Source organism: Streptomyces sp. NPDC001663, from assembly GCF_042893105.1.
GTDB lineage: Bacteria > Actinomycetota > Actinomycetes > Streptomycetales > Streptomycetaceae > Streptomyces.
On the sequence record NZ_JBIAUR010000018.1, the window covers coordinates 1 to 22,807 of the forward strand.

Sequence of the window (22,807 nt, forward strand, 5' to 3'; positions counted from 1 at the left end):
GACCGCGCTTTCCCGTCCTCTCAGGTCTGCTCGGCCTGTGGATTCCGGGACGGTCCCAAGCCCCTGCACGTCCGGGAGTGGACGTGCGGCGCATGCGGCACCGTGCAGGACCGCGACCACAACGCAGCCCGCAACGTCCTCTTCGAAGGACGCCGAATCGTCGCCGCCGGACGGGCGCAGACGCTAAACGCCTGTGGAGCGCCGGTAAGACGGGCACCCGTGCCCGCACAGCGCGGTGAAGCAGGAAGCCCCCGGAAGGGTCAGACGACCCAGGCCGGAATCCCTGGACTTTAGGCCAGGGAGCACGTCAAAGCCGTCCCGCCTCCACGATCCGTCGCAGGAAGCGCTGAGTGCGCTCCTGCTGCGGGTCGCCGAAGACCTGCTCCGCCGTGCCGCGCTCCAGGACCACGCCTCCGTCCAGAAAACAAACCTGGTCGGCGACATCCCTGGCGAAGCCCATCTCGTGCGTGGCCAGCACCATGGTCATGCCGTCGTCCTTGAGGTCGCGGACGACCGTGAGGACCTCGCCGACGAGCTCCGGGTCGAGCGCCGCGGTGACCTCGTCGAGCAGCAGCAGCCGGGGGCGTACGGCCAGAGCGCGCACGATCGCCACACGCTGCTGCTGACCGCCGCTCAGCCGGTCCGGGTACTCGCCCGCCTTCCCGCCGAGCCCGAGCCGCTCCAGGAGCTCCCTGGCACGGTCCTCGGCCTCCGCGCGGGCCACGCCGTGCACGCGCCGCGGGGCGAGGGTGATGTTGTCCAGGACGGTCATGTGCGGGAACAGGTTGTACGCCTGGAAGACCACGCCGATACGGCGCCGTACCGCGTCCTGGTCGGCGCGCGGATCGGTGATCTCCTCGCCGTCCAGCCAGATCGCGCCGTCGTCGATCTCCTCCAGGAGGTTCGCGCACCGCAGCAGCGTCGACTTGCCGGAACCGGACGCGCCGATCAGCGCGGTCACCGTGTGCGGCGCGACCTCCAGGTCGACGTCCCGCAGGACGACCGAGCCGCCGAAGGTCTTGCGTACGGACTCCATGCGCAGCACGGGCGCGTCGCTCATATCGATCCTCCCTGGGCCCGCCGGCGGTCCATCCGGGCCGTCACCCAGTCCGTGAAGCGGGTCATCGGGATGGTCAGCGCCACGAAGACCAGGCCCGCGACGATGTACGGCGTGTAGTTGAGGCTGCGGCCCACGATGATGTCCGCGGCCCGTACGGCGTCGATCGCGCCGCCGATCGACACGAGGCCGGTGTCCTTCTGCAGCGACACCAGGTCGTTGAGGAGAGGCGGCACCTGGCGTCGTACGGCCTGCGGCAGCACCACGTACCTGAGCGCCTGCCGGTTGGTGAGGCCGAGCGAGCGGGCCGCGGCACGCTGCGAGGGGTGGACGGACTCGATGCCGGCGCGGAACACCTCGGCCACGTACGCCGAGTACGTCAGCGTGAGCGCCGTACCGCCCAGGAGGACAGGGTCGACGGTGACGCCCTGCAGGCGCAGCGCCGGGACGCCGAGGACCACGATCATCAGGTTGATGATCAGCGGCAGTCCGCGGAAGAAGTCGGTGTACGCGGCGGCCAGCGCCCTGAGGGGGAAGAACACCGGGCCGCGCAAGGTGCGCGCGATGGCGATCAGCATGCCGAGGACCAGGACGGCGACGCCGCAGATCAGCAGCAGCCGTACGTTCAGCCACAGGCCTTCGAGGACCTTGGGGAACGCCTCGCGCGCGTACTGCCCGTTGAAGAACGTCTCCTTGGTGCGCGGCCAGCCCGGCGCGTTGACGACGATCAGGTAGAGGACGACGCCCGTGACGAGGGTCGAGAGCGCGGCGATCGCCGTCGCGCGACGGGCACGCGCGCGCTTGAAGGCCTCGCGCTCGATCCGCCGCTGCGACGGGACATAGCCGTCGCTCCCGCCGGTCATGTCCCCGTTGTCGTCCGCGCCGTCCTGGCCGGACTCCTCCTTGGTGACCGTCACTTGAGCACCGGGGCGTCGACGGCGTCGGAGAGCCACTGCTTCTCGATCTTCGCCAGGGTGCCGTCCTTGCGCAGAGCGTCCACGGCGTCCGTCACGCAGGAGGTGAGCGCGCTGCCCTTGTCGAGCACGAGCCCGAACTGCTCCGGTGTGCCGCCCTGGTTCTCGAACTGTCCGACGATCTTGGCGTCCGTCACCTCGGCCGCGGTGATGTAGAAGGCGGTCGGCAGGTCGACGACGATGGCGTCCACCTGGCCGTTCTTCAGCGCCGACTTGGCCTGGTCGTTCTTGGCGTAGACGGCGGCCTCCTGCTTCGGCTTCACCACGTCGTTGATGTAGTCGAGGCTGGTGGTGCCGACCTGGGCGCCCAGCTTGAGGTTCTTCAGGTCCGCGATGCCGGTCGCCTTCGCGGCCTTCGAGTCCTTCAGCGCGATGACGGCCTGGCGCACGTCGTAGTAGCCGGACGAGAAGTCCACGGCCTTCTTGCGCTCGGCGCTGATCGACACCTGGTTGATGTCGAAGTCGAAGGTCTTCACGCCGGGCGCGAAGGCCTTGTTGAACGGCACGCTCTGCCAGACGACGGCGCTCTTGTCGTAGCCGAGCTGCTTCGCCACGGCGTAGGCGACCGCCGACTCGAAGCCCTTGCCGTTGGCGGGCTTGTCGTCCTTGAACCACGGTTCGTACGCGGGCTCGTCGGTGGCGATGGTGAGCTTGCCGGAGGTCTTGGTGGCCAACTTGCCCTTGGAGCAGGTGGTGCCGGTCGACCCCGAGGCGTTGTCGCTCGCCTTCTCCTCGGGCTGCGGAGCGCAGCCGACCGCGGTGGCGAGCAGGGCTATGGTTGCCGCGGCGACGGCGCGGCGCAGTGCGCGAGGGGCGAGGTGCATGGCGGGAGATTGGCAGTCCCGCGTCCTGTTTGTCGAGGTCACGACCGCAATTGTCCGCATAGTGGGAACGCGTGTTGCAGTCCTGTGAACACTTCCCCCGGACGCCTCGCCCCACGCCGGGGCCGCCGGTCGAGGGCGGGGATCGAAAGACCGGCGGCCCGTACCGCCCAGGAGCCGTCATCCTGTGCGGGGCTGCCTCCAGTTGACTGCGCAACAACGTGCGCCGGGAGCGCGCGCATGGCTCCGGCGCGTGTGAATGCTTCACACGGGGCGCGTGCGCGAAGTCGGCGCCTGCGTGCGGGAGTTGCGCCGGGCGGGACGTACGTGATGTGACGCTTCTGCCGTTCCGTGCGCTGTAGGGCATGACTCCCATGGGTCACGGGCCCGTCCTCTCGAGGCGGCAAGCGGGCCGATGCATGCAGGGGCGGCAGGTCCTACGACCCGACCGCCCCTGTGTGCTGTCCGACCGGTCAGAGGGCTGCCCCGATGCCCGGACCGTCCGGCGTTCTCACCACCCGCGCGCGTGCCACTCCGGCAGATGCGGCCTTTCCGCGCCGAGGGTCGTGTCGTTGCCGTGCCCGGGGTAGACCCAGGTCTCGTCCGGGAGCACCTCGAAGATCTTGGTCTCGACGTCGTGGATGAGACTGGCGAACGCCTTCGGATCCTTACGGGTGTTGCCGACGCCACCGGGGAAGAGGCAGTCCCCCGTGAACACATGGGGATGCCCGTGCGGGTCGTCGTAGACGAGGGCGATCGAACCCGGCGTGTGCCCGACCAGATGGCGCGCGGTGAGCTCCACACGCCCCACCCGGACGGTGTCGCCGTCATCGACGAGGACGTCGGTCGGCACGGGGATGCCGGTGGCGTCCTCCCGGCCCGCGTAGGTGCGGGCGCCGGTGGCCGTGACGACCTGGGCGAGCGCCTGCCAGTGGTCGCCGTGCTGATGCGTGGTGACGACGGACGCGATGCCGTCGTCACCGATCATGCCGAGCAGGGTGTCCGCGTCGTTCGCCGCGTCGATCAGCAACTGCTCGTCCGTGGCCCGGCAGCGCAGCAGATAGGCGTTGTTGTCCATCGGGCCGACCGCGATCTTGGTGATCATGAGGTCCTTGAGCTCGTGCACGTCCGCCGGGCCGCCGACCGTCACCTGTCCGCTGTACGTCATGGCGGTCAGCCTATAGCGGGGGAGTGCACCCGGTCCCCCGCCACAGGCCGCGCGGTCACAACGGGGGAAGCGCCGGCAGCGAGCCGGCCTCCACGCTCAGCCCGGAGCCGTCCCGGCGCCCGGCGAGCCAGCCGAGCAGTTCCGGCGCCGAGCCCGTGACGGCGCTCTCCGGCTCCGTCGTCTGCCGGCCCGTCCGCCACGCGCGCGTACTGTCCGTCAGGCGGGTCGGAGGCACGTCGGGGTGTCCCGAGAAGCGGGCGGCGAGGAAGTCGATCTCCCGCTCCGTGAACTCCGCCGGCAGGTCCTCCAGCTCGTACCCGATGCCGAGGTCCACGTGATGCAGCTCCACCTCGCCCCACCGCCGGAACGGCACTCTCGATGCCGAGTCTTTGACCCCGTTGCGCAGCTCCACCGTGCGCGACCAGTCCGCCGGTGCGGTCCCGGTCGCCTGGAAGCGGGCCGCGCTGTCGCGCAGATCGGCGAGCTGGACGTCGAGGGGGCGCGGCGCGTCCCGTTCGATGTCGCTGTCGCGTGCCTCCCCGGAGACGTACATGGGGCGCCCTTCGAGGACGTTCACCAGAGCGTCCGCGTTGCGGGCGAGGTGGGCGAGGATGTGGCCGCGGGTCCAGCCTGGGAGCCGTGACGGCTCGGCGACCGCGGCGTTGTCCAGTTTGGCGGCTGCGGTGAGCAGCCGGTCGGTCGCGTCACGTACAGACGCCAGGTCATGACCGTGATCAATCATGGTGCTGACCCTAGCCTCGCCACACCTTTGGGTGAAGGTGGTGAAGCAGTGCCGTAAATCGAATGCGCGTGCTATATGGTCGGTTGTGGCGTCGGGCATGCTGGAGGGCCGGGGATTGTTATGCAACCCGGGAATCCGACCGGCGTTGTCAGTGGCTCCCCCTAGTCTGAGAAAGCACGGGGGCCTCGCCCCTGTCACTTCTCTCAAGAAAGGTGCGGACCGGCGTGGCCGACCGTCTCATCGTCCGTGGCGCGCGCGAGCACAACCTCAAGAATGTCTCGCTCGACCTGCCGCGCGACTCGCTCATCGTCTTCACGGGCCTGTCGGGGTCGGGCAAGTCCTCGCTGGCCTTCGACACCATCTTCGCCGAGGGACAGCGCCGTTACGTGGAGTCGCTGTCGTCGTACGCCCGGCAGTTCCTCGGTCAGATGGACAAGCCGGATGTCGACTTCATCGAGGGTCTGTCCCCGGCCGTCTCCATCGACCAGAAGTCGACCTCGCGCAACCCGCGCTCGACGGTCGGCACCATCACCGAGGTCTACGACTACCTGCGTCTGCTCTTCGCGCGTATCGGCAAGCCGCACTGCCCCGAGTGCGGCCGCCCCATTGCGCGCCAGTCGCCGCAGGCCATCGTCGACAAGGTCCTGGAGCTGCCGGAGGGGAGCCGCTTCCAGGTGCTGTCGCCGCTGGTGCGCGAGCGCAAGGGAGAGTTCGTCGACCTCTTCGCCGACCTCCAGACCAAGGGCTACTCCCGCGCGCGTGTGGACGGCGAGACCATCCAGCTGTCCAGCCCGCCCACGCTGAAGAAGCAGGAGAAGCACACCATCGAGGTGGTCGTCGACCGCCTCACGGTGAAGGACTCCGCCAAGCGCCGCCTCACCGACTCCGTGGAGACCGCGCTCGGCCTGTCCGGCGGCATGGTCGTGCTCGACTTCGTCGACCTCCCCGAGGACGACCCCGAGCGCGAGCGCATGTACTCGGAGCACCTGTACTGCGCGTACGACGACCTGTCCTTCGAGGAGCTCGAGCCCCGCTCCTTCTCCTTCAACTCGCCCTTCGGCGCCTGCCCCGACTGCACCGGTATCGGTACGCGCATGGAGGTCGACCCCGAGCTGATCGTCCCGGACGAGGACAAGTCCCTCGACGAGGGCGCCATCCACCCCTGGTCGCACGGGCACACCAAGGACTACTTCGGCCGTCTGATCGGCGCCCTCGCGGACGCGCTGGGATTCAGGACCGACATCCCCTTCGCCGGTCTGCCCCAGCGCGCCAAGAAGGCCCTGCTGTACGGGCACAAGACGCAGATCGAGGTCCGTTACCGCAACCGGTACGGCCGCGAGCGCGTGTACACCACGCCCTTCGAAGGCGCCGTCCCCTTCGTGAAGCGCCGGCACAGCGAGTCCGAGAGCGACGCCAGCCGTGAGCGCTTCGAGGGCTACATGCGCGAGGTGCCCTGCCCCACCTGTCAGGGCACGCGCCTGAAGCCGATCGTCCTCGCGGTCACGATCATGGGGAAGTCGATCGCCGAGGTCTCCGGCATGTCCATCAGCGACTGCGCGGACTTCCTGGGCGAGCTGAAGCTCAACGCCCGCGACAAGAAGATCGCCGAGCGGGTTCTGAAGGAGGTCAACGAGCGGCTGCGCTTCCTGGTCGACGTCGGCCTGGACTACCTCTCGCTGAACCGCGCGGCCGGCACGCTTTCCGGCGGCGAGGCCCAGCGCATCCGCCTGGCCACCCAGATCGGCTCCGGGCTCGTGGGCGTCCTGTACGTCCTCGACGAGCCGTCCATCGGCCTGCATCAGCGGGACAACCACCGGCTGATCGAGACCCTGGTCCGGCTGCGCGACATGGGCAACACGCTCATCGTCGTCGAGCACGACGAGGACACCATCAAGGTTGCCGACTGGATCGTCGACATCGGCCCCGGTGCGGGCGAGCACGGCGGCAAGGTCGTGCACAGCGGCTCTCTCAAGGAGTTGCTCACCAACGCCGAGTCCATGACCGGTCAGTACCTGGCCGGCAAGAAGTCGATCCCGCTGCCCGACATCCGCCGCCCGCAGGACCCGACCCGTCGGCTCACCGTGCACGGCGCCCGCGAGAACAACCTCCAGGACATCGACGTCTCGTTCCCGCTGGGCGTGTTCACCGCGGTCACCGGCGTGTCCGGCTCCGGCAAGTCGACGCTGGTCAACGACATCCTGTACACGCACCTGGCCCGCGAGCTCAACGGCGCGAGGAGCGTACCGGGACGGCACACGCGCGTGGACGGCGACGACCTCGTCGACAAGGTCGTACACGTCGACCAGTCGCCCATCGGCCGCACCCCGCGGTCGAACCCGGCGACGTACACCGGCGTCTTCGACCACGTCCGCAAGCTGTTCGCCGAGACCACCGAGGCGAAGGTGCGCGGCTACCAGCCGGGCCGCTTCTCCTTCAACGTCAAGGGCGGCCGCTGCGAGAACTGCGCGGGCGACGGCACGATCAAGATCGAGATGAACTTCCTCCCGGACGTGTACGTCCCGTGCGAGGTCTGCCACGGCGCCCGGTACAACCGGGAGACCCTGGAGGTCCATTACAAGGGCAAGTCCATCGCCGAGGTCCTGAACATGCCCATCGAAGAGGCGATGAACTTCTTCGAGGCCGTCCCGGCGATCAACCGTCACCTCAAGACGCTGAACGACGTCGGTCTCGGCTACGTCCGCCTCGGCCAGTCCGCGACCACCCTGTCCGGTGGTGAGGCGCAGCGCGTGAAGCTCGCCAGCGAGCTGCAGAAGCGCTCCACCGGCCGTACGGTCTACGTCCTGGACGAGCCGACCACCGGTCTGCACTTCGAGGACATCAGCAAGCTGCTGAAGGTCCTCTCCGGCCTGGTCGACAAGGGCAACACGGTCATCGTCATCGAGCACAACCTCGACGTGATCAAGACCGCCGACTGGGTCGTCGACATGGGTCCCGAGGGCGGCGCCGGCGGTGGACTCGTCGTCGCCGAGGGCACGCCCGAGGAGGTCGCCGGGATCCCGGCCAGCCACACCGGCAAGTTCCTGCGGGAGATTCTCGGGGCCGACCGGATCAGCGACGCGTCCTCGGTGCCGGCCCCGCGCAAGACGGCAGCCAAGAAGACGGTCGCGGCCAAGTCGACGGCGAAGAAGACCACGACGGCCAGGACCGCCAACAACACGGCCACGAAGAAGGCGGCCGGGGCCACGAAGAAGGCAGCTCCCGCGAAGAAGACGACGCGGGCCCGCAAGGCCTGAGGCGCGCGAGGAGCGAGCCTCGACAAATCCGGAAAAGAGCGGCGCCCCGCGGGAACTCCCCGCGGGGCGCTGCTCGTTGCAGGATCAGCCGCTCGATCCCTGCGGCTGCGACGAACCTTGACTCCTGAACAGTGGAATCAGCGGAATCAGCGGCAAGAGCGAAGGAAGGCCGAACGCCCTTTACCAGTCCCCGAGTTCGGAGGCGTACGGCGGCTCTGCACCCGCTCGGGAACATGTGATCGCGGCTGCCCGCGCCGCGAGTCGCAGCAGCTTTGTCCAGCCGTCGGCGCCCAGTCCCAGGAGCGCCTCGGCGGACAGGGCGTCCTGGGCGGCCAGACCATGCAGGAGAGCCGCGTTCACCGTGTCACCGGCGCCGATCGTGTCGACGACGGCGATCTTCTCGCCCGGCACGGGGTACACGGCTCCGTCCCGGGTGAAGGCGGTGAGCCCGTCACCGCCATGAGTGATCACGACCGCCGCGGGCCCGGCCGCCAGCCACTCGCGCGGGGTGCCGCCCAGCCAGTGGGCGTCCTCCTCGGAGAGCTTGAGCAGCGACACCGAGGGCAGCCAACTCTTGAAGCGGGCCCGGTAGGCGTCCGCGTCGGGAATCAGTCCCGCCCGGATGTTGGGGTCGAGCGCGGTGAAGACGCCCTGTGCGGCCGCCGTCCGCATCAGAGACTCGTAGGCGGTCGCGCCGGGTTCCAGGACGAGCGAGCAGGTGCCGAAGGAAATGGCGCGGGTTTCGGCGGGGAGGTCCTCCGGAGCCGTGAACAGCCGGTCGGCGGTGCCGTCGACGTAGAAGGAGTAGGCGGCCGAGCCGTTCCCGTCGATCGTGGCGACCGCGAGCGTGGTCGGCTCCGCGCCGCGCTGCACGGCCGAGACGTCCACGCCCGCTTCCCGGAGCCCGTCGAGCAGGGCTTCGCCGAAGGCGTCGTACGACGTCCGGGAGCAGAAGGCCGTGGGGGAGCCCAGGCGGCCGAGGGCCACGGCCGTGTTGTAAGGGCCGCCGCCGAGCGCCGGCTTCAGGCCCGCGAGGGCACCCGTGCCCTGCGGTACCAGATCGATCAGAGCCTCACCGGCGACGACGATCACGAGATGGTTCCTTTCTCGAACTGCGCGGGCTGTTCGGGGTGTTCGGGCCGTGCCGACCCCTCCGGGCAGCCGCACGAGGTGCGGTGGACGAAGGTGCAGGGGAGCCGCAGGGTGCGGGTGGGGCGGTCCGGGGAGGCGAGGCGTTCCAGGAGGACCCGGACCGCCTGGGCGCCGATCTCCTTGCTGGGCTGGGCGACGGCGGTGAGCCGGGGCGAGAACAGGTCCGCCCAGGCGAAGTCGTCGAAGCAGCACAGGGCGATGTCGTCGGGCACGGCCAGGCCGCGGTCGCGCAGGGCCCGCAGGGCGCCGATGGTCATCGCGTTGTTGGCGGTCACGAGCGCGGTGGGCGGATCGGCCAGGGAGAGGAGGGCGGCGGTGGCCCGCTCGGCGCCGGCGGACTCGGAGTCGCCGTGCACCACGAGGTGTTCGTCGTACGGGAGTCCGGAGGCGGCCAGGCCCCGGCGGTAGCCGGTGGTGCGTTCGCGAGTGGTGCTGAGGCCGGGCAGGCCGGCGACGAGGGCGATCCGGCGGTGGCCGAGGTCGGCGAGATGGGTGACGAGGTCGGCGGTCGGTTCGGCGCTCTCGGCGCAGACCTGGTCGTAGCGCGGTGTGCCCTCGGCGCGGGTGTCGACGAGCCGGTCGAGGAAGACGGTCGGTACGTCGTGGCGGCCGAGGTAGGCGACGAGTTCGCGGGGGTTCGCGGAGGGGGCGACGATCATGCCGTCGACCCGGCGTTCGTGCAGCAGTTGGACGACCTTGCGCTCGTGCTCCGGGTCGTCGTGCGGATCGGCGATGAGCAGGCTGTAGCCGTGTTCCAGAGCGCCGGCCTCGACGCCCTGGAGGATCTCCGTGAAGTACGGGTTGCTGATCGCCGACACCGCGAGGCCGATGGACCGGGTGCGCGCGGTCACCAGGGAGCGGGCGAGGGTGTTCGGGGTGTAGCCGAGCCGGTCGATGGCGTCCAGGACCGCCTGGCGGGTGTGCGGGAGGACGGGTCGGGTGCCGTTCAGGACGTGCGAGACGGTCGCCACGGACACCCCGGCGCTCCGAGCGACGTCGGCCATGGTGGCCATTGCATTCCCCTTCCCGAGCCGCGCCCCTCTCGCCGACGGCGCGGGTCCTTCCGGCCGGGACGGTATCCCATTCGGCGGCCCACGTAAACGCTTGCGCAAGCGTTTACGTGGGCCGGGGGAGTGCGCCTCCCAGTAGTCCTAGGTGCGCCTGCTCCTCACTCCCAGTCCCACCCGATCCCCACAATGCCCGTCCGCACCCGGGGCTCCACGAGGTGGACGGAGCGGTGGTGGCCGCTGAGGGGGAGTTCCTGGCGGCCGCTGCGGGGGGCCGCCGGCGAGTGCTGGGCGAAGCGGTGGCAGCGTGTCGGCAGGGCCTGTTCGTCGAAGTGGACCTGCAGCGCGTACTGGCCGCCGGCCGGCCCGAATCCGCGGACGTACTCGCGGGAGACACCGGCCGTGCCGTCCTCGACGCCGTAGCGGAAGAGGAAGGTGTCCCCGGCCCGCAGACGGGTGTCGAAGAGGAACTCGGCGACGAGGACGCCGGTGTCGTGGTGCACGCGCACGCGTCCCGCGCGGCAGTTCTCCAGTGCGTGCACCCGCATGCGCTCCGGCGCGCACCCCGGGTCGCCGTGGTGCACGGCCACGAAGCGGTCGACGCCGTCCTTGTGGGCGCGCACGATGTGGTGCGACTCGCGCTCCGCCAGTTCGCGGCGCGGCCCGATCCGTATCCGCTCGTGGTGCCCGAGGGTGTGCAGCCCGCCGTCCAGGGGTGAGCCCAGCTCGGCCAGCAGCTGTTCCAGGACGTCCGAGGCCGCCACGAGGGAGCGGTAGGAGCGGCCCGCGGGGCGCTGCGCGGCGGTGCGTTCGTCGGTCTCGGCGAGCAGCCGGATCAGGGACTCCTCCGGCAGCTGGAGGATCTCCTCAAGCGCCCGTACGGCCCGCAGGGACTCGGGCCGCTGCGGGCGGCGGGCACCCTGCTGCCAGTAACTCAGGCTCGTCACGCCGACCTTGACCCCGTGGCGTGACAGATGGTGCTGCACGCGCTGCAGCGGCAGCCCGCGGGCGGCGATCGCGGCGCGCAGCGCGACGTGGAAGGGGCCGCCACGCAGGGCCGAGTCCAGTTCCGCGGTGGCGACGGCGGCGAGGTCCGCGGGCTGTGTGGCGTGCGGCATGCAGGGGCCTTTCTGTGAAAGCTCGCTACGGCTGGTCGGGCCGGGTTCACGCTGTCTGTCGGGGCCACCCCGTCGGCGTCGGGGCGTCTTCACATCCGTACGCCGTCGTTCACGGCCCCGAGTTCCCCCGCATTGAAGCGTGTTGACCAAGTCCCGACAACACCTGATGCCCAACAGCGGCGTACTCCTGGCCGAGACGCGGTCGGTGGGCTCAGGTCGGCGCGGTGGTCCCCTCGTTGCCCAGTACGTCGCGAATGGCCCGTGCGGACAGCGTGGACTTGGGCACGAAACCGCGCGCGGGGCTGGCCGCGACGAGCTCCTGGAAGTCCTCCTGGGAGTGGGTCGAGACGATGATCACCGCAGGTACCCGTTCCGCCAGCAGCCGGGCCAGGTCGAGTCCGCTCTCGCCGTCCAGGTCGAGATCCACCAGGGCGACGTCCGGGGCCAGCTCCGCAGCCCGTTCGAGCGCCTCCGCACCCGTCGTGGCGACACCGACCACAACCACTCCGTCCCGCTCCAGCAGGGTGCGTGCGGCCTCCAGGAACCGGACGCTGTCATCGACGAGAAGACAGCGCATGGACATGCTGACAGCGTGCCAACCCGTGCGGGATTGCGCTTTCCGGCTAGCCGGAAAGTGTCGACGAGCGGAGCTTGTGGAGATCCGGAACGTGCTGAAGTCCTGTGCCGCCTCGGGCCGTTGCGGCGGTTCGTGCTCACGCAGCGCAGCGACGCGTCACCAGGGGTAGCATGATGCCGCCCTGGGGAGGCCGTGTCGTCCGGTCGAGTGGGGGTGCGCGATGAAGACGCCGCACATGTGCGCCACGAGCCGTCGGGTGCGTCGTGCCGTGGGATCGGGGGCGCTGGGAGTCGCTCTCCTGCTGGCGGGATGCGTCGGCGGCGACGGAGACGGCAAGGCGAAGCCCGCGCGTGGCGACACCACGTGCGACGGCAGAATCGAGGGCACCCAGAGCATCACGGTGTGGTTCCACGCGGGACAGAGCGGCGAGCTCAGCACGCTGCGCAGCCAGGTCGCGGAGTTCAACAAGACCCAGAAGCAGGTGCGGGTCGAGCTGGTCACCCTGCCGGAACAGCGCCCGTACACCGAGCTCGTGCTCTCCGCGGCGGCCAGCGGTGACCTGCCGGACCTGCTCGACTTCGACGGCCCGTACCTCTACAGCTACGCCTGGTCCGGCAAGCTCCGGCCGATCGACTCCTGCGTGCCCGGGAAGGTCCGGGACGATCTGCTCCCCTCGATCCGCCGGCAGGGCACGTACGCCGGGCGGCTGTGGGGCGTCGGCACCTTCGACTCCGGCCTCGGTCTGTACGTACGGCCGTCGGTGCTCGAGAAGGCCGGAGTGCGCATACCGAAGGGGGTCGAGGACGCCTGGACCGCGAGCGAGCTGACCGGCATCCTGCGCAAGCTCCGCAGGGAGGGCTACCGGGCGCCGCTCGACCTGAACTACTTCGACTCGTCGCACCCCGACGAGTGGGACACCTACGCCTTCGCCCCCGCCGTGTGGTCGGCGGGCGGCGACCTCATCGACCCCGAGACGTTCCGCACGGCGGACGGCTTCCTCAACGGCCCGGAGTCCGTGCGGGCGCTCACCACCCTTCAGGACTGGATCAAGGAAGGTTTCGTCGACCGGAACAAGGACCACGAGGCGTTCACCAAGGGCCGCACTCCCATCTCCTGGATGGGCCACTGGAGATATCCCGAGTTCAGCAAGGCACATCCCGGCGACGTCACGCTCGTGCCGCTGCCGGACTTCGGCAAGGGCTCCGCGACCGGGATGGGTTCCTGGCAGTGGGGCATCCCGGCGGGCTCCGCCGACGGCGATGCAGTCTGGCGGTTCATCGAGTTCCTGCTGCGGCCGAAGCAGGTCCACCGCATGACCGAGGCCAACGGCGCGATCCCGGCGACGATCAGCGCGGTGAAGCTCTCGCCGCAGTACGGCGCGAGCGGTGCCGAGCGGCTGTTCATCGAGCAGCTGCGGGACGGTACGGCGCGGCCCCGGCCGCAGACGCCCGCATACCCGGCGATCACCGGTGCCTTCGCACGCGCCTTCGCGAAGATCATCACCCAGGCCCCGGTCAAGAAGACGCTGGACCAGGCGGTCGCGGCCATCGACAAGGACCTCGCCGCGCACGACGGGTACCCGCAGAGCGGACCATGAGCCGCGCCCCCGGTGGCCGGTCGCGGCCCGCAGGAGCGTGGACGGCCACCGAGTCGACCGGCATCCTGAAGACACTGTGCAAGCCCGGCTGCCGGAAGCCGCGCGATCTCCACACGTACCGCAAGGCTGACGGAGTGCTCGACGTGCACCCGCCGGCCGGATTCTGAGGAACGGTCATGCGCCGCCCGCTCGTGAGAAGACCCGGACCCGCCCGGGCCACGAGACGTGCCCCGCTCCTGGCCCGGCTGAGCGTCGGCCGCAAGCTGATGCTCCTCGTGCTGCTGCCGGTCGCCGGACTGCTGGTCTTCACCGCCTTCAGCGGTGCGGCCGAGTGGCGGGAGGCCCGGACCCTGCACGACTTCCACGCCGCGACCCGGGTCTCGTTCGCCACCACCGACGTCTCCGACGCTGTCGCACGGGAGCGCATCGCCGCCGTACAGGCCCGGCTGCGTCCCGGCCCGGTGACCCTGGCCGAGCGGTCGAAGGCCGAGGCGCTCACCGGCCGCGCACTGCGGCGGGCCGCCGAACGGGCCGCGTCCTGGTCCGGCACAGATGTCGCCGGCCGGCTCGACTCCGTGCGGCGCCGGCTGCGCGAGGTGCGCGTCGAGACGGACACCGGCTCGCTCGGCATTCCGACTCTGACACAGCTCTACCAGGGCATCGAGGACACCCTGCTCGACACCGTCGCCGGCCTCGAATCGGGGCGCCCCACCCGCGCCTCGGGCCGCGCGGCCGACGCGCACATCGCGATACTGGCGGCCATCGAGGCCGCCGAACGGGAGCGGGTGGAGCTGGCCGTTCTGCTCGACAAGCCCCCAGCCAAGTGGCCCACCGCCGCCGGGCGCTGGGCCGCCCTGGAGGAGGCCCAGCTGAGGGAGTTCCGGCAGAACACCTCGGGCGCGCTGCGGGCCCAGCTGAACACTGCACAGTTCCAGGCCCCCGGCCGGGCCGTCCGCCAGGTCCGCGCCCTGCTCGAGGGAGCACCCGGAACCGAGGGCGCCACCTGGCCCACGTACGACCGCTGGCTGGCCGACTCCAAGGCCCGCATCGACTCCCTGCGCGGCATCCAGGACCAGTCCGCACGCGACCTCGCCGATGCGGCCGGCCACGATCTGGACACCGCCTACGCGCGCGTGGAGCGCGATCTCGCCGCCTCCCTGGCCGTACTGGTCGTCGTCACCGTCCTTGCCCTCGCCCTGCGGCGCTCGATCACCCGTCCCCTCAGCGAGGTCTCCGAGGGCGCCCGGGCCCTGTCGTCCGGCGATCTCTCGTACGACATCCAGTACTCGGGGCGCGATGAGCTCGGCGTCGTCGCCGACACCTTCCGCGAGCTCCATGTGACCACCGAGCGGCTCGCCGCCGAGATCCGCGCCATGAACACGGCGGTCGACGACAACCGGCTCGAACACCGGGCCGACGTCGCCTCGTTCAGCGGCACCTGGGCCCAGCTGCTGCGGGGGATGAACGGCACCATGGCGTCCTTCGCGGCGGCGCACGGGCGGCGCAGGAAGGCCGAGCGGGAGCTGGAGAGCGTCTTCGACCTCTCCCTCGACCTGTTGTGCATCAGCGGACTCGACGGCTACTTCAAGCGCGTCAACCCGGCCTTCGAACGAACCCTCGGGTACGCGGGCGAAACGCTTCTGTCCCGGCCGTTCATCGAGTTCGTCCACGAGCAGGACCGGGACAACACGCGCGCGGCCCTCTCCCGGCTGGCCGAAGGCGTCGAGTTGGCCCAGTTCGAGAACCGCTATGTGCGCGCCGACGGCACCGAGCGCTGGCTCCAGTGGAGCGCCCGGCCCGTCCCCGAGGAGGGGCTCATCTACGCCGCCGCCCGCGACGTCACCGAGAGCCGGCGTGCCGCCCGCGAACAGGCCGCGCTGCGCCGTGTCGCCACCCTGGTGGCTCGCGGTGCCCCGCCCCACGACGTGTTCACGAAGGTGGCACGGGAGGTGGGAGCCCTGCTGAACACGAGCGCGGCCGTCCTGCGCCACGAGCCCGACGGCAGTCGCAGGACCCTCGGGACCGCGCACGAGATGCCGGGCGAGGCCGAGAGGATCACGCGTGAGGAACGCCGTGGGGCGGCGCGCGAGGCCATCGACGAGGTGTCCCGGACGAGGCGCGGAGCCCGCGTCGGCCGGGCCGTCGCCGCGCCGATCGTCGTCGACGACCGGCTGTGGGGCTTCGTCGTCGCGGCCTCCCCGTTGAAGTCGCTGCCGGAGGGGACCGAGTCGCGCCTGGCCGACTTCACCGAACTCATCGCCACCGCCATCGCCAACGCCGACAGCCGGGACCAGCTCACCGCGTCACGCGCGCGCGTGGTGGCCGCGGGCGACGCCACACGGCGCCGTATCGAACGGGATCTGCACGACGGGGTCCAGCAGCGGCTCGTCTCGCTCCAGCTGGATCTCAGGCTGGCCCAGGCCACGTTGGAGGAGCAGCCCGAGGATCTCCCCGAGCAGCTGGAGCACATCGCCAAGGGGCTGGACGACACCTTCGAGGACCTGCTGCAGGTCGCGCGCGGCATCCACCCGGCGATCCTCTCCAAGGGCGGCCTGGGACCCGCGCTGCGGGCGCTCGCCCGCCGGTCGTCCCTGCCCGTGGAGCTGGATCTGCGGCTGCCTCCGGGCCGGCTCGCGGAGCAGACGGAGGTCGCCGTCTACTACGTCGCCTCCGAATGCCTCACCAACGCCGCCAAGTACGCGCGTGCCGAGGTCGTACAGGTGGAGGCCCGCACCCACGACAACCTTCTGGAGCTGACCATCCGGGACGACGGTGTCGGCGGCGCCGAGCCCGGGCGCGGTTCGGGCCTCATCGGGCTCATCGACCGGGTCGAGGCGATCGGCGGCAAGCTGGAGGTCGCCAGCCCGCCGGGAGAGGGCACGACCGTGCACGTACGGCTGCCGCTGGGCGGGCCCCCGAAAGGTTTGTGACCGCCCGAGGCGCACGCAGGGGAGTTGTCCAGGCGGGGGAGTCCTGAACAGGTGACGTCGCGTACGCTCCGGGCGGTCCTGTCGGACGGAGAGGCGTCCGTCCGGCTCTAGGGGCGGCCCGTGCCGCCCTCCTGTGCAAGTCGCAGGCGCTTGGCGCGCACGATGTCGGCGTCCCTCGGGTCGAGGGCGTCGCTCCACGCGTGCGTGTCGTCGGTGTACCGGCGGGCACGGACCGACCGCCGCTGCTTCTCGATCCGCGTCCGGCGCATGTACCGCAGCCCTTCGACCCGGGACCCGCCTGCTTCGGTCTCTCGCCCGAACCGGCCGGTCCACCTGCATCTGCACTGGTAAGAGAATCGCCCGCGAACGTCTTCATGTCGTCACGGCAAGCCCCCAATTCCGCTTCCGGCTAGCCGTAACCCCATGGGTCGGGCAGGCTGTGGGAGCGCGCACCGATCGGTCGGGCAAGGGGAGCCGGGGCCATGGACGATGCATCGCAGCAGCCCGAGCGGGGACGGGTCGTCCTCGCCGACGACGACGTGCTGCTCCGGGAGGGGCTGGCCAGCCTGTGCGAACGGGTCGGATACGCCGTGGTGGGGCAGGCGGGTGAGGCTGCAGGCCTGCTGGAACTGGTCGGCGCCGAGCGCCCCGACCTGGCGATCGTCGACATAAGAATGCCGCCGGAGCACTCCACCGAGGGCCTCAAGGCAGCGCGCACGATCCGCGAGCGGTACCCCGACACCGGCATCCTCGTCCTGTCGGCGTTCGTCGAGGTCGAGGAGGCCCTGGAGCTGCTGGCGAGCGGCCGCAAGATCGGTTACCTGCTCAAGAGCCGGGTCACGGTCGTCGACGAGTTCATCGAGGCCCTGGAGCGCATCCACCGGGGCGGTTCGGTCGTCGACCCCTCCCTGGTGCAGGAACTGTTCTCCGCCCACCGCCGCGACGACCCCCTGTCCCACCTCAGCACCCGGGAGCGCGAGGTCCTGGCCCTCATGGCCGAGGGCCGCTCCAACGCCGGCATCGGCCGCCGCCTGTGGGTCACCGAAGGCACCGTCGAGAAACACGTCCGCAGCATCCTGGGCAAACTCAGCCTCACGGAGGACACGGACGACCACCGCCGGGTGCTGGCCGTGCTGACCTTTCTGGAGTCGCGTTAGGCGTTGTCCACAGGCCCGTCGAACTGTCAGCCCTCGCCAGTAGGGTGTGAGACATGGCCGATCCCTCCAGCTACCGCCCCAGGCCGGGTGAGATCCCGGACTCTCCGGGGGTGTACAGGTTCCGTGACGAGCACCGCCGGGTGATCTACGTCGGAAAGGCGAAGAGCCTGCGCCAGCGCCTGGCGAGCTACTTCCAGGACCTGGCAGGCCTCCACCCCCGCACCCGCACCATGGTCACCACGGCCGCGTCCGTGGAGTGGACCGTGGTGTCCACGGAGGTCGAGGCCCTGCAGCTGGAGTACTCCTGGATCAAGGAGTTCGACCCCAGGTTCAACGTCAAGTACCGCGACGACAAGAGCTATCCGTACCTCGCGGTGACCATGAACGAGGAGTTCCCGCGCGTCCAGGTGATGCGCGGTCAAAAGCGCAAGGGCGTGCGCTACTTCGGGCCGTACGGGCACGCGTGGGCGATCCGGGACACCGTCGATCTGCTGCTGCGCGTCTTCCCCGTACGCACCTGCTCGGCCGGCGTCTTCAAGAACGCCGCCCGCACCGGCCGCCCCTGCCTGCTCGGCTACATCGGCAAGTGCTCCGCCCCCTGCGTCGGCCGCGTCTCCGCCGAGGAGCACGGCGAACTGGCCGAGGAGTTCTGCGACTTCATGGCCGGCCGTACGGGGACGTACATCCGCCGTCTGGAGAAGCAGATGGCGGAAGCGGCCGAGGAGATGGAGTACGAGCGGGCGGCCCGCCTGCGCGACGACATCGAGGCCTTGAAGAAGGCCATGGAGAAGAACGCGGTCGTGCTCGCCGACGCGACCGACGCCGACCTGATCGCGGTCGCCGAGGACGAGTTGGAGGCGGCCGTCCAGATCTTCCACGTGCGCGGCGGACGCGTGCGCGGCCAGCGCGGCTGGGTCACCGACAAGGTCGAGGAGATCACCACCGGCGCCCTCGTCGAGCACGCCCTGCAGCAGCTCTACGGCGAGGAGAAGGGCGACTCCGTCCCCAAGGAGGTGCTCGTCCCGGCCCTGCCCGACCCCGTCGAGCCCGTCCAGGAGTGGCTCGCCGAGCGCCGCGGCTCCAACGTCTCCCTGCGCATCCCGCAGCGCGGCGACAAGAAGGCCCTGATGGAGACGGTGGAGCGCAACGCCCAGCAGGCGCTCGTGCTGCACAAGACCAAGCGCGCCTCCGACCTCACCACACGCTCGCGTGCCCTGGAGGAGATCGCCGAGGCCCTCGACCTCGACAGCGCCCCCCTCAGGATCGAGTGCTACGACATCTCGCACCTCCAGGGCGACGACGTCGTGGCCTCCATGGTCGTCTTCGAGGACGGCCTGCAGCGCAAGAGCGAGTACCGCCGCTTCCAGATCAAGGGCTTCGAGGGGCAGGACGACGTCCGCTCCATGCACGAGGTGATCACCCGCCGCTTCCGGCGCTATCTCGCCGAGAAGGAGAAGACCGGCGAGTGGGTGGACGACGGCCACGAGGACGGCCTCGCCGGTGACCTCGACAACGGCCTCAAGGACGAGGACGGCCGCCCCAAGAAGTTCGCCTACCCGCCCCAGCTCGTCGTCGTCGACGGCGGACAGCCGCAGGTCGCGGCGGCCAAGAAGGCTCTGGACGAGCTCGGCATCGACGACGTCGCCGTGTGTGGTCTCGCCAAGCGCCTGGAGGAGGTGTGGCTGCCGGAGGACGACGACCCGGTGGTCCTGCCCCGCACCAGCGAGGGCCTCTACCTGCTGCAGCGCGTCCGCGACGAGGCCCACCGCTTCGCGATCACCTACCAGCGCACCAAGCGGGCCAAGCGCTTCCGCGCCAGCCCCCTGGACGACGTGCCCGGCCTGGGAGACACGCGCAGGCAGGCACTTCTTAAACACTTCGGTTCGTTGAAGAAACTTCGGTCCGCCACCATCGACCAGATCTGCGAGGTCCCCGGCATAGGCCGCAAGACGGCCGAGACGATCGCCGTGGCCCTCGCCCAGGCGGCCCCGGCCGCACCGGCCGTCAACACGGCGACTGGAGAGATCATGGAGGAGGAACCCGGCACCATGGGTTCCAGTGGGGAGCCCGTGACGACGGGCGCCCCGGACGAACGACGGGGGCAGGAGACATGAATGTGAACAAGCACGACGGGCAAGACGCGCAACAGGGCCAAGCCGGAGACGGAGCACAGGTGAGTACGGGCACGACCAACGAGGCGACCGGAGTCCCGGAGGCCGCGATCCCCGAGCTGGTGATCATCTCCGGCATGTCCGGGGCAGGCCGCTCGACGGCCGCCAAGTGTCTGGAGGACCTCGGCTGGTTCGTCGTCGACAACCTGCCGCCGGCGCTGATCCCCACCATGGTGGAGCTCGGGGCCCGCTCGCAGGGCAACGTGGCCAGGATCGCGGTCGTCGTCGACGTCCGCGGCCGCCGCTTCTTCGACAACCTCCGTGAGTCCCTCGCCGATCTGGAGGCCAAGCACGTCACCCGGCGGATCGTCTTCCTGGAGTCCTCCGACGAGGCCCTGGTGCGCCGCTTCGAGTCGGTGCGCCGCCCGCACCCCCTCCAGGGCGACGGCCGCATCGTCGACGGCATCGCCGCCGAGCGCGAGCTGCTGCGCGAGCTGCGCGGCGACGCCGACCTGGTGATCGACACCTCCAGCCTCAACGTGCACGAGCTGCGCGCCAAGATGGACGCCCAGTTCGCCGGCGAGGAGGAGCCCGAGCTGCGGGCCACCGTCATGTCCTTCGGCTTCAAGTACGGCCTCCCGGTCGACGCCGACCTGGTCGCGGACATGCGCTTCTTGCCCAACCCGCACTGGGTCCCGGAGCTGCGCCCCTTCACCGGCCTCAACGAGGAGGTGTCGGCGTACGTCTTCAACCAGCCCGGTGCCAAGGAGTTCCTCGACCGCTACGCCGAGCTGCTGAGGCTCATCGCGGCCGGTTACCGCCGCGAGGGCAAGCGGTACGTGACCATCGCGATCGGCTGTACGGGCGGCAAGCACCGTTCGGTGGCCACCTCGGAGAAGCTCGCCGCGCGCCTCGCGGCCGAGGGTGTGGAGACGGTGGTCGTGCACCGGGACATGGGACGCGAATGACGGAACGTTCTCTGCGGCTGAGCAGGTTGCGCCGTGCGGTGCCCGAGGGACGCGCGAGCAAGCCCGTCGAGGCCCGCGGCGCCCGGCCGCGCCGCCGCGGCGCCCAGCCCAAGGTGGTCGCCCTCGGCGGCGGCATGGGCCTGTCCGCCTCGCTCGCCGCGCTGCGCCGGATCACCGGCGACCTCACCGCCGTCGTCACCGTGGCCGACGACGGCGGCTCCAGCGGCCGCCTCCGTGACGAGCTGGGCGTGCTCCCGCCCGGCGACCTGCGCAAGGCGCTGGCCGCGCTGTGCGGCGACGACGACTGGGGCCAGACCTGGGCCCGCGTCATCCAGCACCGCTTCCAGTCCAAGGGCGACCTGCACGAACACGCGGTCGGCAACCTCCTGATCGTCGCCCTCTGGGAGCAGCTCGGCGACCACGTCCAGGCCCTCGACCTGGTCGGCAAGCTCCTCGGCGCGCACGGGCGCGTACTGCCCATGTCCGCCGTACCCCTGGAGCTGCAGGCCCTCGTCAAGGGGCACCAGCCGGACCGGCCGGAAGACATCGACACCGTGCGCGGCCAGGCGAACGTGGCCCTCACCCCCGGTGAAGTGCAGTCCGTGCATCTCGTGCCGCACGACCCGCCCGCTGTCCCCGAGGCCGTCGAGGCGGTCCTGGACGCGGACTGGGTGGTGCTCGGCCCCGGCTCCTGGTTCTCCTCCGTCATCCCGCACCTGCTCGTGCCGGAACTGCTGGACGCCCTCACCGAGACGAAGGCGCGCCGGGTACTCTCGCTGAACCTCGCCCCGCAGCCCGGGGAAACCGAAGGTTTCTCCCCGCAGCGTCATTTGGAGGTTTTGGGACGACACGCCCCTAAACTCGCCCTGGACGTGGTGCTGGCCGACGAGGCCGCCGTGCCCGACCGCGACGTGCTCACCGAGGCCGCCAAGCGGCTCGGTGCGGCGGTCGAGCTGGCGCCGGTGGCCCGGAGGGACGGAACTCCGCGGCACGACCCGGAGCTGCTGGCCGCCGCGTACGACCGTATTTTTCGGATGCATGGAAGGATCGGCCCATGGCGATGACGGCAGCGGTGAAGGACGAGATCTCCCGGCTCCCCGTCACCCGGACCTGCTGCAGGAAGGCGGAGGTCTCCGCCATTCTGCGGTTCGCCGGCGGCCTCCATCTGGTCAGCGGGCGCATCGTGATCGAGGCGGAGCTGGACACGGCGATGGCGGCGCGCCGCCTGAAGCGGGACATCCTGGAAATCTTCGGCCACAGCTCGGAGCTGATCGTGATGGCACCCGGCGGGCTGCGCCGGGGATCGCGTTACGTGGTGCGGGTGGTCGCGGGCGGTGACCAGCTGGCCCGGCAGACCGGCCTGGTGGACGGCCGCGGCCGCCCGATCCGCGGCCTGCCCCCGCAGGTGGTCTCCGGCGCGACCTGTGACGCGGAGGCGGCCTGGCGCGGCGCCTTCCTGGCACACGGCTCGCTCACCGAACCCGGCCGCTCCTCCTCCCTGGAGGTGACCTGCCCGGGCCCCGAGGCCGCGCTCGCCCTGGTCGGCGCCGCCCGCCGGCTGTCGATCGCGGCGAAGGCACGCGAGGTGCGCGGTGTGGATCGCGTGGTCGTCCGCGACGGCGACGCGATCGGCGCCCTGCTCACCCGCCTCGGCGCGCACGAGTCGGTGCTCGCCTGGGAGGAGCGCCGGATGCGCCGCGAGGTGCGCGCGACGGCGAACCGTCTCGCCAACTTCGACGACGCCAACCTGCGCCGCTCCGCGCGCGCGGCGGTCGCCGCCGGTGCCCGTGTCCAGCGCGCGCTGGAGATCCTCGCCGACGACGTGCCCGAGCACCTCGCGGCCGCCGGGCGCCTGCGCATGGAGCACAAGCAGGCCTCGCTTGAGGAGCTGGGCGCGCTCGCCGACCCGCCGCTGACCAAGGACGCCGTCGCCGGCCGTATCCGCCGTCTGCTGGCGATGGCCGACAAGCGCGCCTCCGACCTCGGCATCCCGGGCACGGAGTCCAGCATCACCGAGGAGATGGCCGACAACCTGGTCGGCTGACTCGCGGCGGCCCGCTCGCGAAGATCGCTCAACACGCCGGTGCCGACGCCCACTTGGGCGTCGGCACCGGCGTTTGTCTGTCCTTGAGGCGCCCTTGACTCGATCATGAAGTGTCATGAGCCTGGCAACA

General features: G+C 70.6%; 20 protein-coding genes. 10 read left to right on the forward strand and 10 right to left on the reverse strand.

Going from position 1 to position 22,807, the window contains the following annotated elements:
- A partial coding sequence (locus tag ACFY1L_RS42985; protein WP_388837794.1) for a zinc ribbon domain-containing protein occupies positions 1–294 on the forward strand: 294 nt, incomplete at its 5' end.
- A gap of 13 nt (positions 295–307) precedes the next feature.
- Here the strand turns inward: ACFY1L_RS42985 and ACFY1L_RS42990 are convergent.
- From ACFY1L_RS42990 to ACFY1L_RS43010, 5 genes are all read right to left on the reverse strand, one after another.
- Positions 308–1,060 carry an amino acid ABC transporter ATP-binding protein gene (locus ACFY1L_RS42990; protein ID WP_388837796.1) on the reverse strand — a complete coding sequence of 251 codons (753 nt, stop codon included), beginning with the start codon at positions 1,058–1,060 and terminating at the stop codon, positions 308–310.
- Positions 1,057–1,974: an amino acid ABC transporter permease gene (locus ACFY1L_RS42995; protein WP_388837799.1), complete on the reverse strand. Its 918-nt coding sequence runs from the start codon at positions 1,972–1,974 to the stop codon at positions 1,057–1,059. The genes ACFY1L_RS42990 and ACFY1L_RS42995 overlap by 4 nt, the downstream gene beginning before the upstream one ends.
- Positions 1,971–2,855 (reverse strand): ABC transporter substrate-binding protein, encoded by an 885-nt coding sequence (locus tag ACFY1L_RS43000; protein ID WP_388837802.1) that lies wholly within the window; start codon positions 2,853–2,855, stop codon positions 1,971–1,973. The genes ACFY1L_RS42995 and ACFY1L_RS43000 overlap by 4 nt, the downstream gene beginning before the upstream one ends.
- A gap of 508 nt (positions 2,856–3,363) precedes the next feature.
- Positions 3,364–4,020, reverse strand: a complete 657-nt coding sequence (locus tag ACFY1L_RS43005) for an MBL fold metallo-hydrolase (RefSeq protein ID WP_388837805.1) — start codon at positions 4,018–4,020, stop codon at positions 3,364–3,366.
- Positions 4,021–4,075: 55 nt separating this feature from the next.
- Positions 4,076–4,762 carry a maleylpyruvate isomerase family mycothiol-dependent enzyme gene (locus ACFY1L_RS43010; RefSeq protein WP_388837808.1) on the reverse strand — a complete coding sequence of 229 codons (687 nt, stop codon included), beginning with the start codon at positions 4,760–4,762 and terminating at the stop codon, positions 4,076–4,078.
- A gap of 224 nt (positions 4,763–4,986) precedes the next feature.
- Here ACFY1L_RS43010 and uvrA point away from each other — a divergent pair, with 224 nt between their 5' ends.
- The gene (uvrA, locus tag ACFY1L_RS43015; protein ID WP_388837811.1) at positions 4,987–8,016 is read left to right on the forward strand and encodes an excinuclease ABC subunit UvrA; all 3,030 of its coding nucleotides are present in this window, start codon (positions 4,987–4,989) and stop codon (positions 8,014–8,016) included.
- A gap of 180 nt (positions 8,017–8,196) precedes the next feature.
- Here uvrA and ACFY1L_RS43020 read toward each other — a convergent pair whose 3' ends face one another.
- The 4 genes from ACFY1L_RS43020 to ACFY1L_RS43035 all read right to left on the reverse strand — a co-directional run bounded on the left by ACFY1L_RS43020 (position 8,197) and on the right by ACFY1L_RS43035 (position 11,876).
- On the reverse strand, positions 8,197–9,108 hold the full coding sequence (locus tag ACFY1L_RS43020; protein ID WP_388837815.1) for a carbohydrate kinase: 912 nt from the start codon (positions 9,106–9,108) through the stop codon (positions 8,197–8,199).
- Positions 9,105–10,181 carry a LacI family DNA-binding transcriptional regulator gene (locus tag ACFY1L_RS43025; protein WP_388837819.1) on the reverse strand — a complete coding sequence of 359 codons (1,077 nt, stop codon included), beginning with the start codon at positions 10,179–10,181 and terminating at the stop codon, positions 9,105–9,107. Before ACFY1L_RS43025 ends, ACFY1L_RS43020 begins: the two co-directional genes overlap by 4 nt.
- Before the next feature lie 155 nt (positions 10,182–10,336).
- Positions 10,337–11,293 carry a hypothetical protein gene (locus tag ACFY1L_RS43030; RefSeq protein WP_388837822.1) on the reverse strand — a complete coding sequence of 319 codons (957 nt, stop codon included), beginning with the start codon at positions 11,291–11,293 and terminating at the stop codon, positions 10,337–10,339.
- A gap of 211 nt (positions 11,294–11,504) precedes the next feature.
- Positions 11,505–11,876 carry a response regulator gene (locus tag ACFY1L_RS43035; RefSeq protein WP_388837825.1) on the reverse strand — a complete coding sequence of 124 codons (372 nt, stop codon included), beginning with the start codon at positions 11,874–11,876 and terminating at the stop codon, positions 11,505–11,507.
- Positions 11,877–12,090: 214 nt separating this feature from the next.
- On the opposite strand from ACFY1L_RS43035, the gene ACFY1L_RS43040 reads away from it, so the two are divergent.
- The 3 genes from ACFY1L_RS43040 to ACFY1L_RS43050 are packed head-to-tail and all read left to right on the forward strand — an operon-like array spanning position 12,091 to position 16,397.
- Positions 12,091–13,467, forward strand: coding sequence for an ABC transporter substrate-binding protein (locus ACFY1L_RS43040; RefSeq protein WP_388837828.1), 1,377 nt, complete (start codon positions 12,091–12,093; stop codon positions 13,465–13,467).
- Positions 13,464–13,634: a hypothetical protein gene (locus ACFY1L_RS43045; protein WP_388837831.1), complete on the forward strand. Its 171-nt coding sequence runs from the start codon at positions 13,464–13,466 to the stop codon at positions 13,632–13,634. Before ACFY1L_RS43040 ends, ACFY1L_RS43045 begins: the two co-directional genes overlap by 4 nt.
- Before the next feature lie 9 nt (positions 13,635–13,643).
- Positions 13,644–16,397 (forward strand): PAS domain S-box protein, encoded by a 2,754-nt coding sequence (locus tag ACFY1L_RS43050; RefSeq protein WP_388837834.1) that lies wholly within the window; start codon positions 13,644–13,646, stop codon positions 16,395–16,397.
- Between the two features lie 107 nt (positions 16,398–16,504).
- Here ACFY1L_RS43050 and ACFY1L_RS43055 read toward each other — a convergent pair whose 3' ends face one another.
- Positions 16,505–16,666: a hypothetical protein gene (locus ACFY1L_RS43055; RefSeq protein ID WP_361277626.1), complete on the reverse strand. Its 162-nt coding sequence runs from the start codon at positions 16,664–16,666 to the stop codon at positions 16,505–16,507.
- Positions 16,667–16,879: 213 nt separating this feature from the next.
- On the opposite strand from ACFY1L_RS43055, the gene ACFY1L_RS43060 reads away from it, so the two are divergent.
- From ACFY1L_RS43060 to whiA, 5 genes are read left to right on the forward strand one after another with little or no spacing between them, the layout of a single operon-like run.
- Positions 16,880–17,554 (forward strand): response regulator, encoded by a 675-nt coding sequence (locus ACFY1L_RS43060; protein ID WP_388837838.1) that lies wholly within the window; start codon positions 16,880–16,882, stop codon positions 17,552–17,554.
- A gap of 53 nt (positions 17,555–17,607) precedes the next feature.
- Complete coding sequence (gene uvrC, locus ACFY1L_RS43065) at positions 17,608–19,668, forward strand: excinuclease ABC subunit UvrC (RefSeq protein WP_388837841.1); 2,061 nt, start codon at positions 17,608–17,610, stop codon at positions 19,666–19,668.
- The gene (rapZ, locus tag ACFY1L_RS43070; protein WP_388837844.1) at positions 19,665–20,633 is read left to right on the forward strand and encodes an RNase adapter RapZ; all 969 of its coding nucleotides are present in this window, start codon (positions 19,665–19,667) and stop codon (positions 20,631–20,633) included. Before uvrC ends, rapZ begins: the two co-directional genes overlap by 4 nt.
- The gene (gene yvcK, locus ACFY1L_RS43075) at positions 20,630–21,697 is read left to right on the forward strand and encodes a uridine diphosphate-N-acetylglucosamine-binding protein YvcK (protein ID WP_388837846.1); all 1,068 of its coding nucleotides are present in this window, start codon (positions 20,630–20,632) and stop codon (positions 21,695–21,697) included. The genes rapZ and yvcK overlap by 4 nt, the downstream gene beginning before the upstream one ends.
- On the forward strand, positions 21,688–22,677 hold the full coding sequence (gene whiA / locus ACFY1L_RS43080; protein ID WP_031057649.1) for a DNA-binding protein WhiA: 990 nt from the start codon (positions 21,688–21,690) through the stop codon (positions 22,675–22,677). The genes yvcK and whiA overlap by 10 nt, the downstream gene beginning before the upstream one ends.
- The last annotated feature ends 130 nt before the right edge of the window (positions 22,678–22,807 follow it).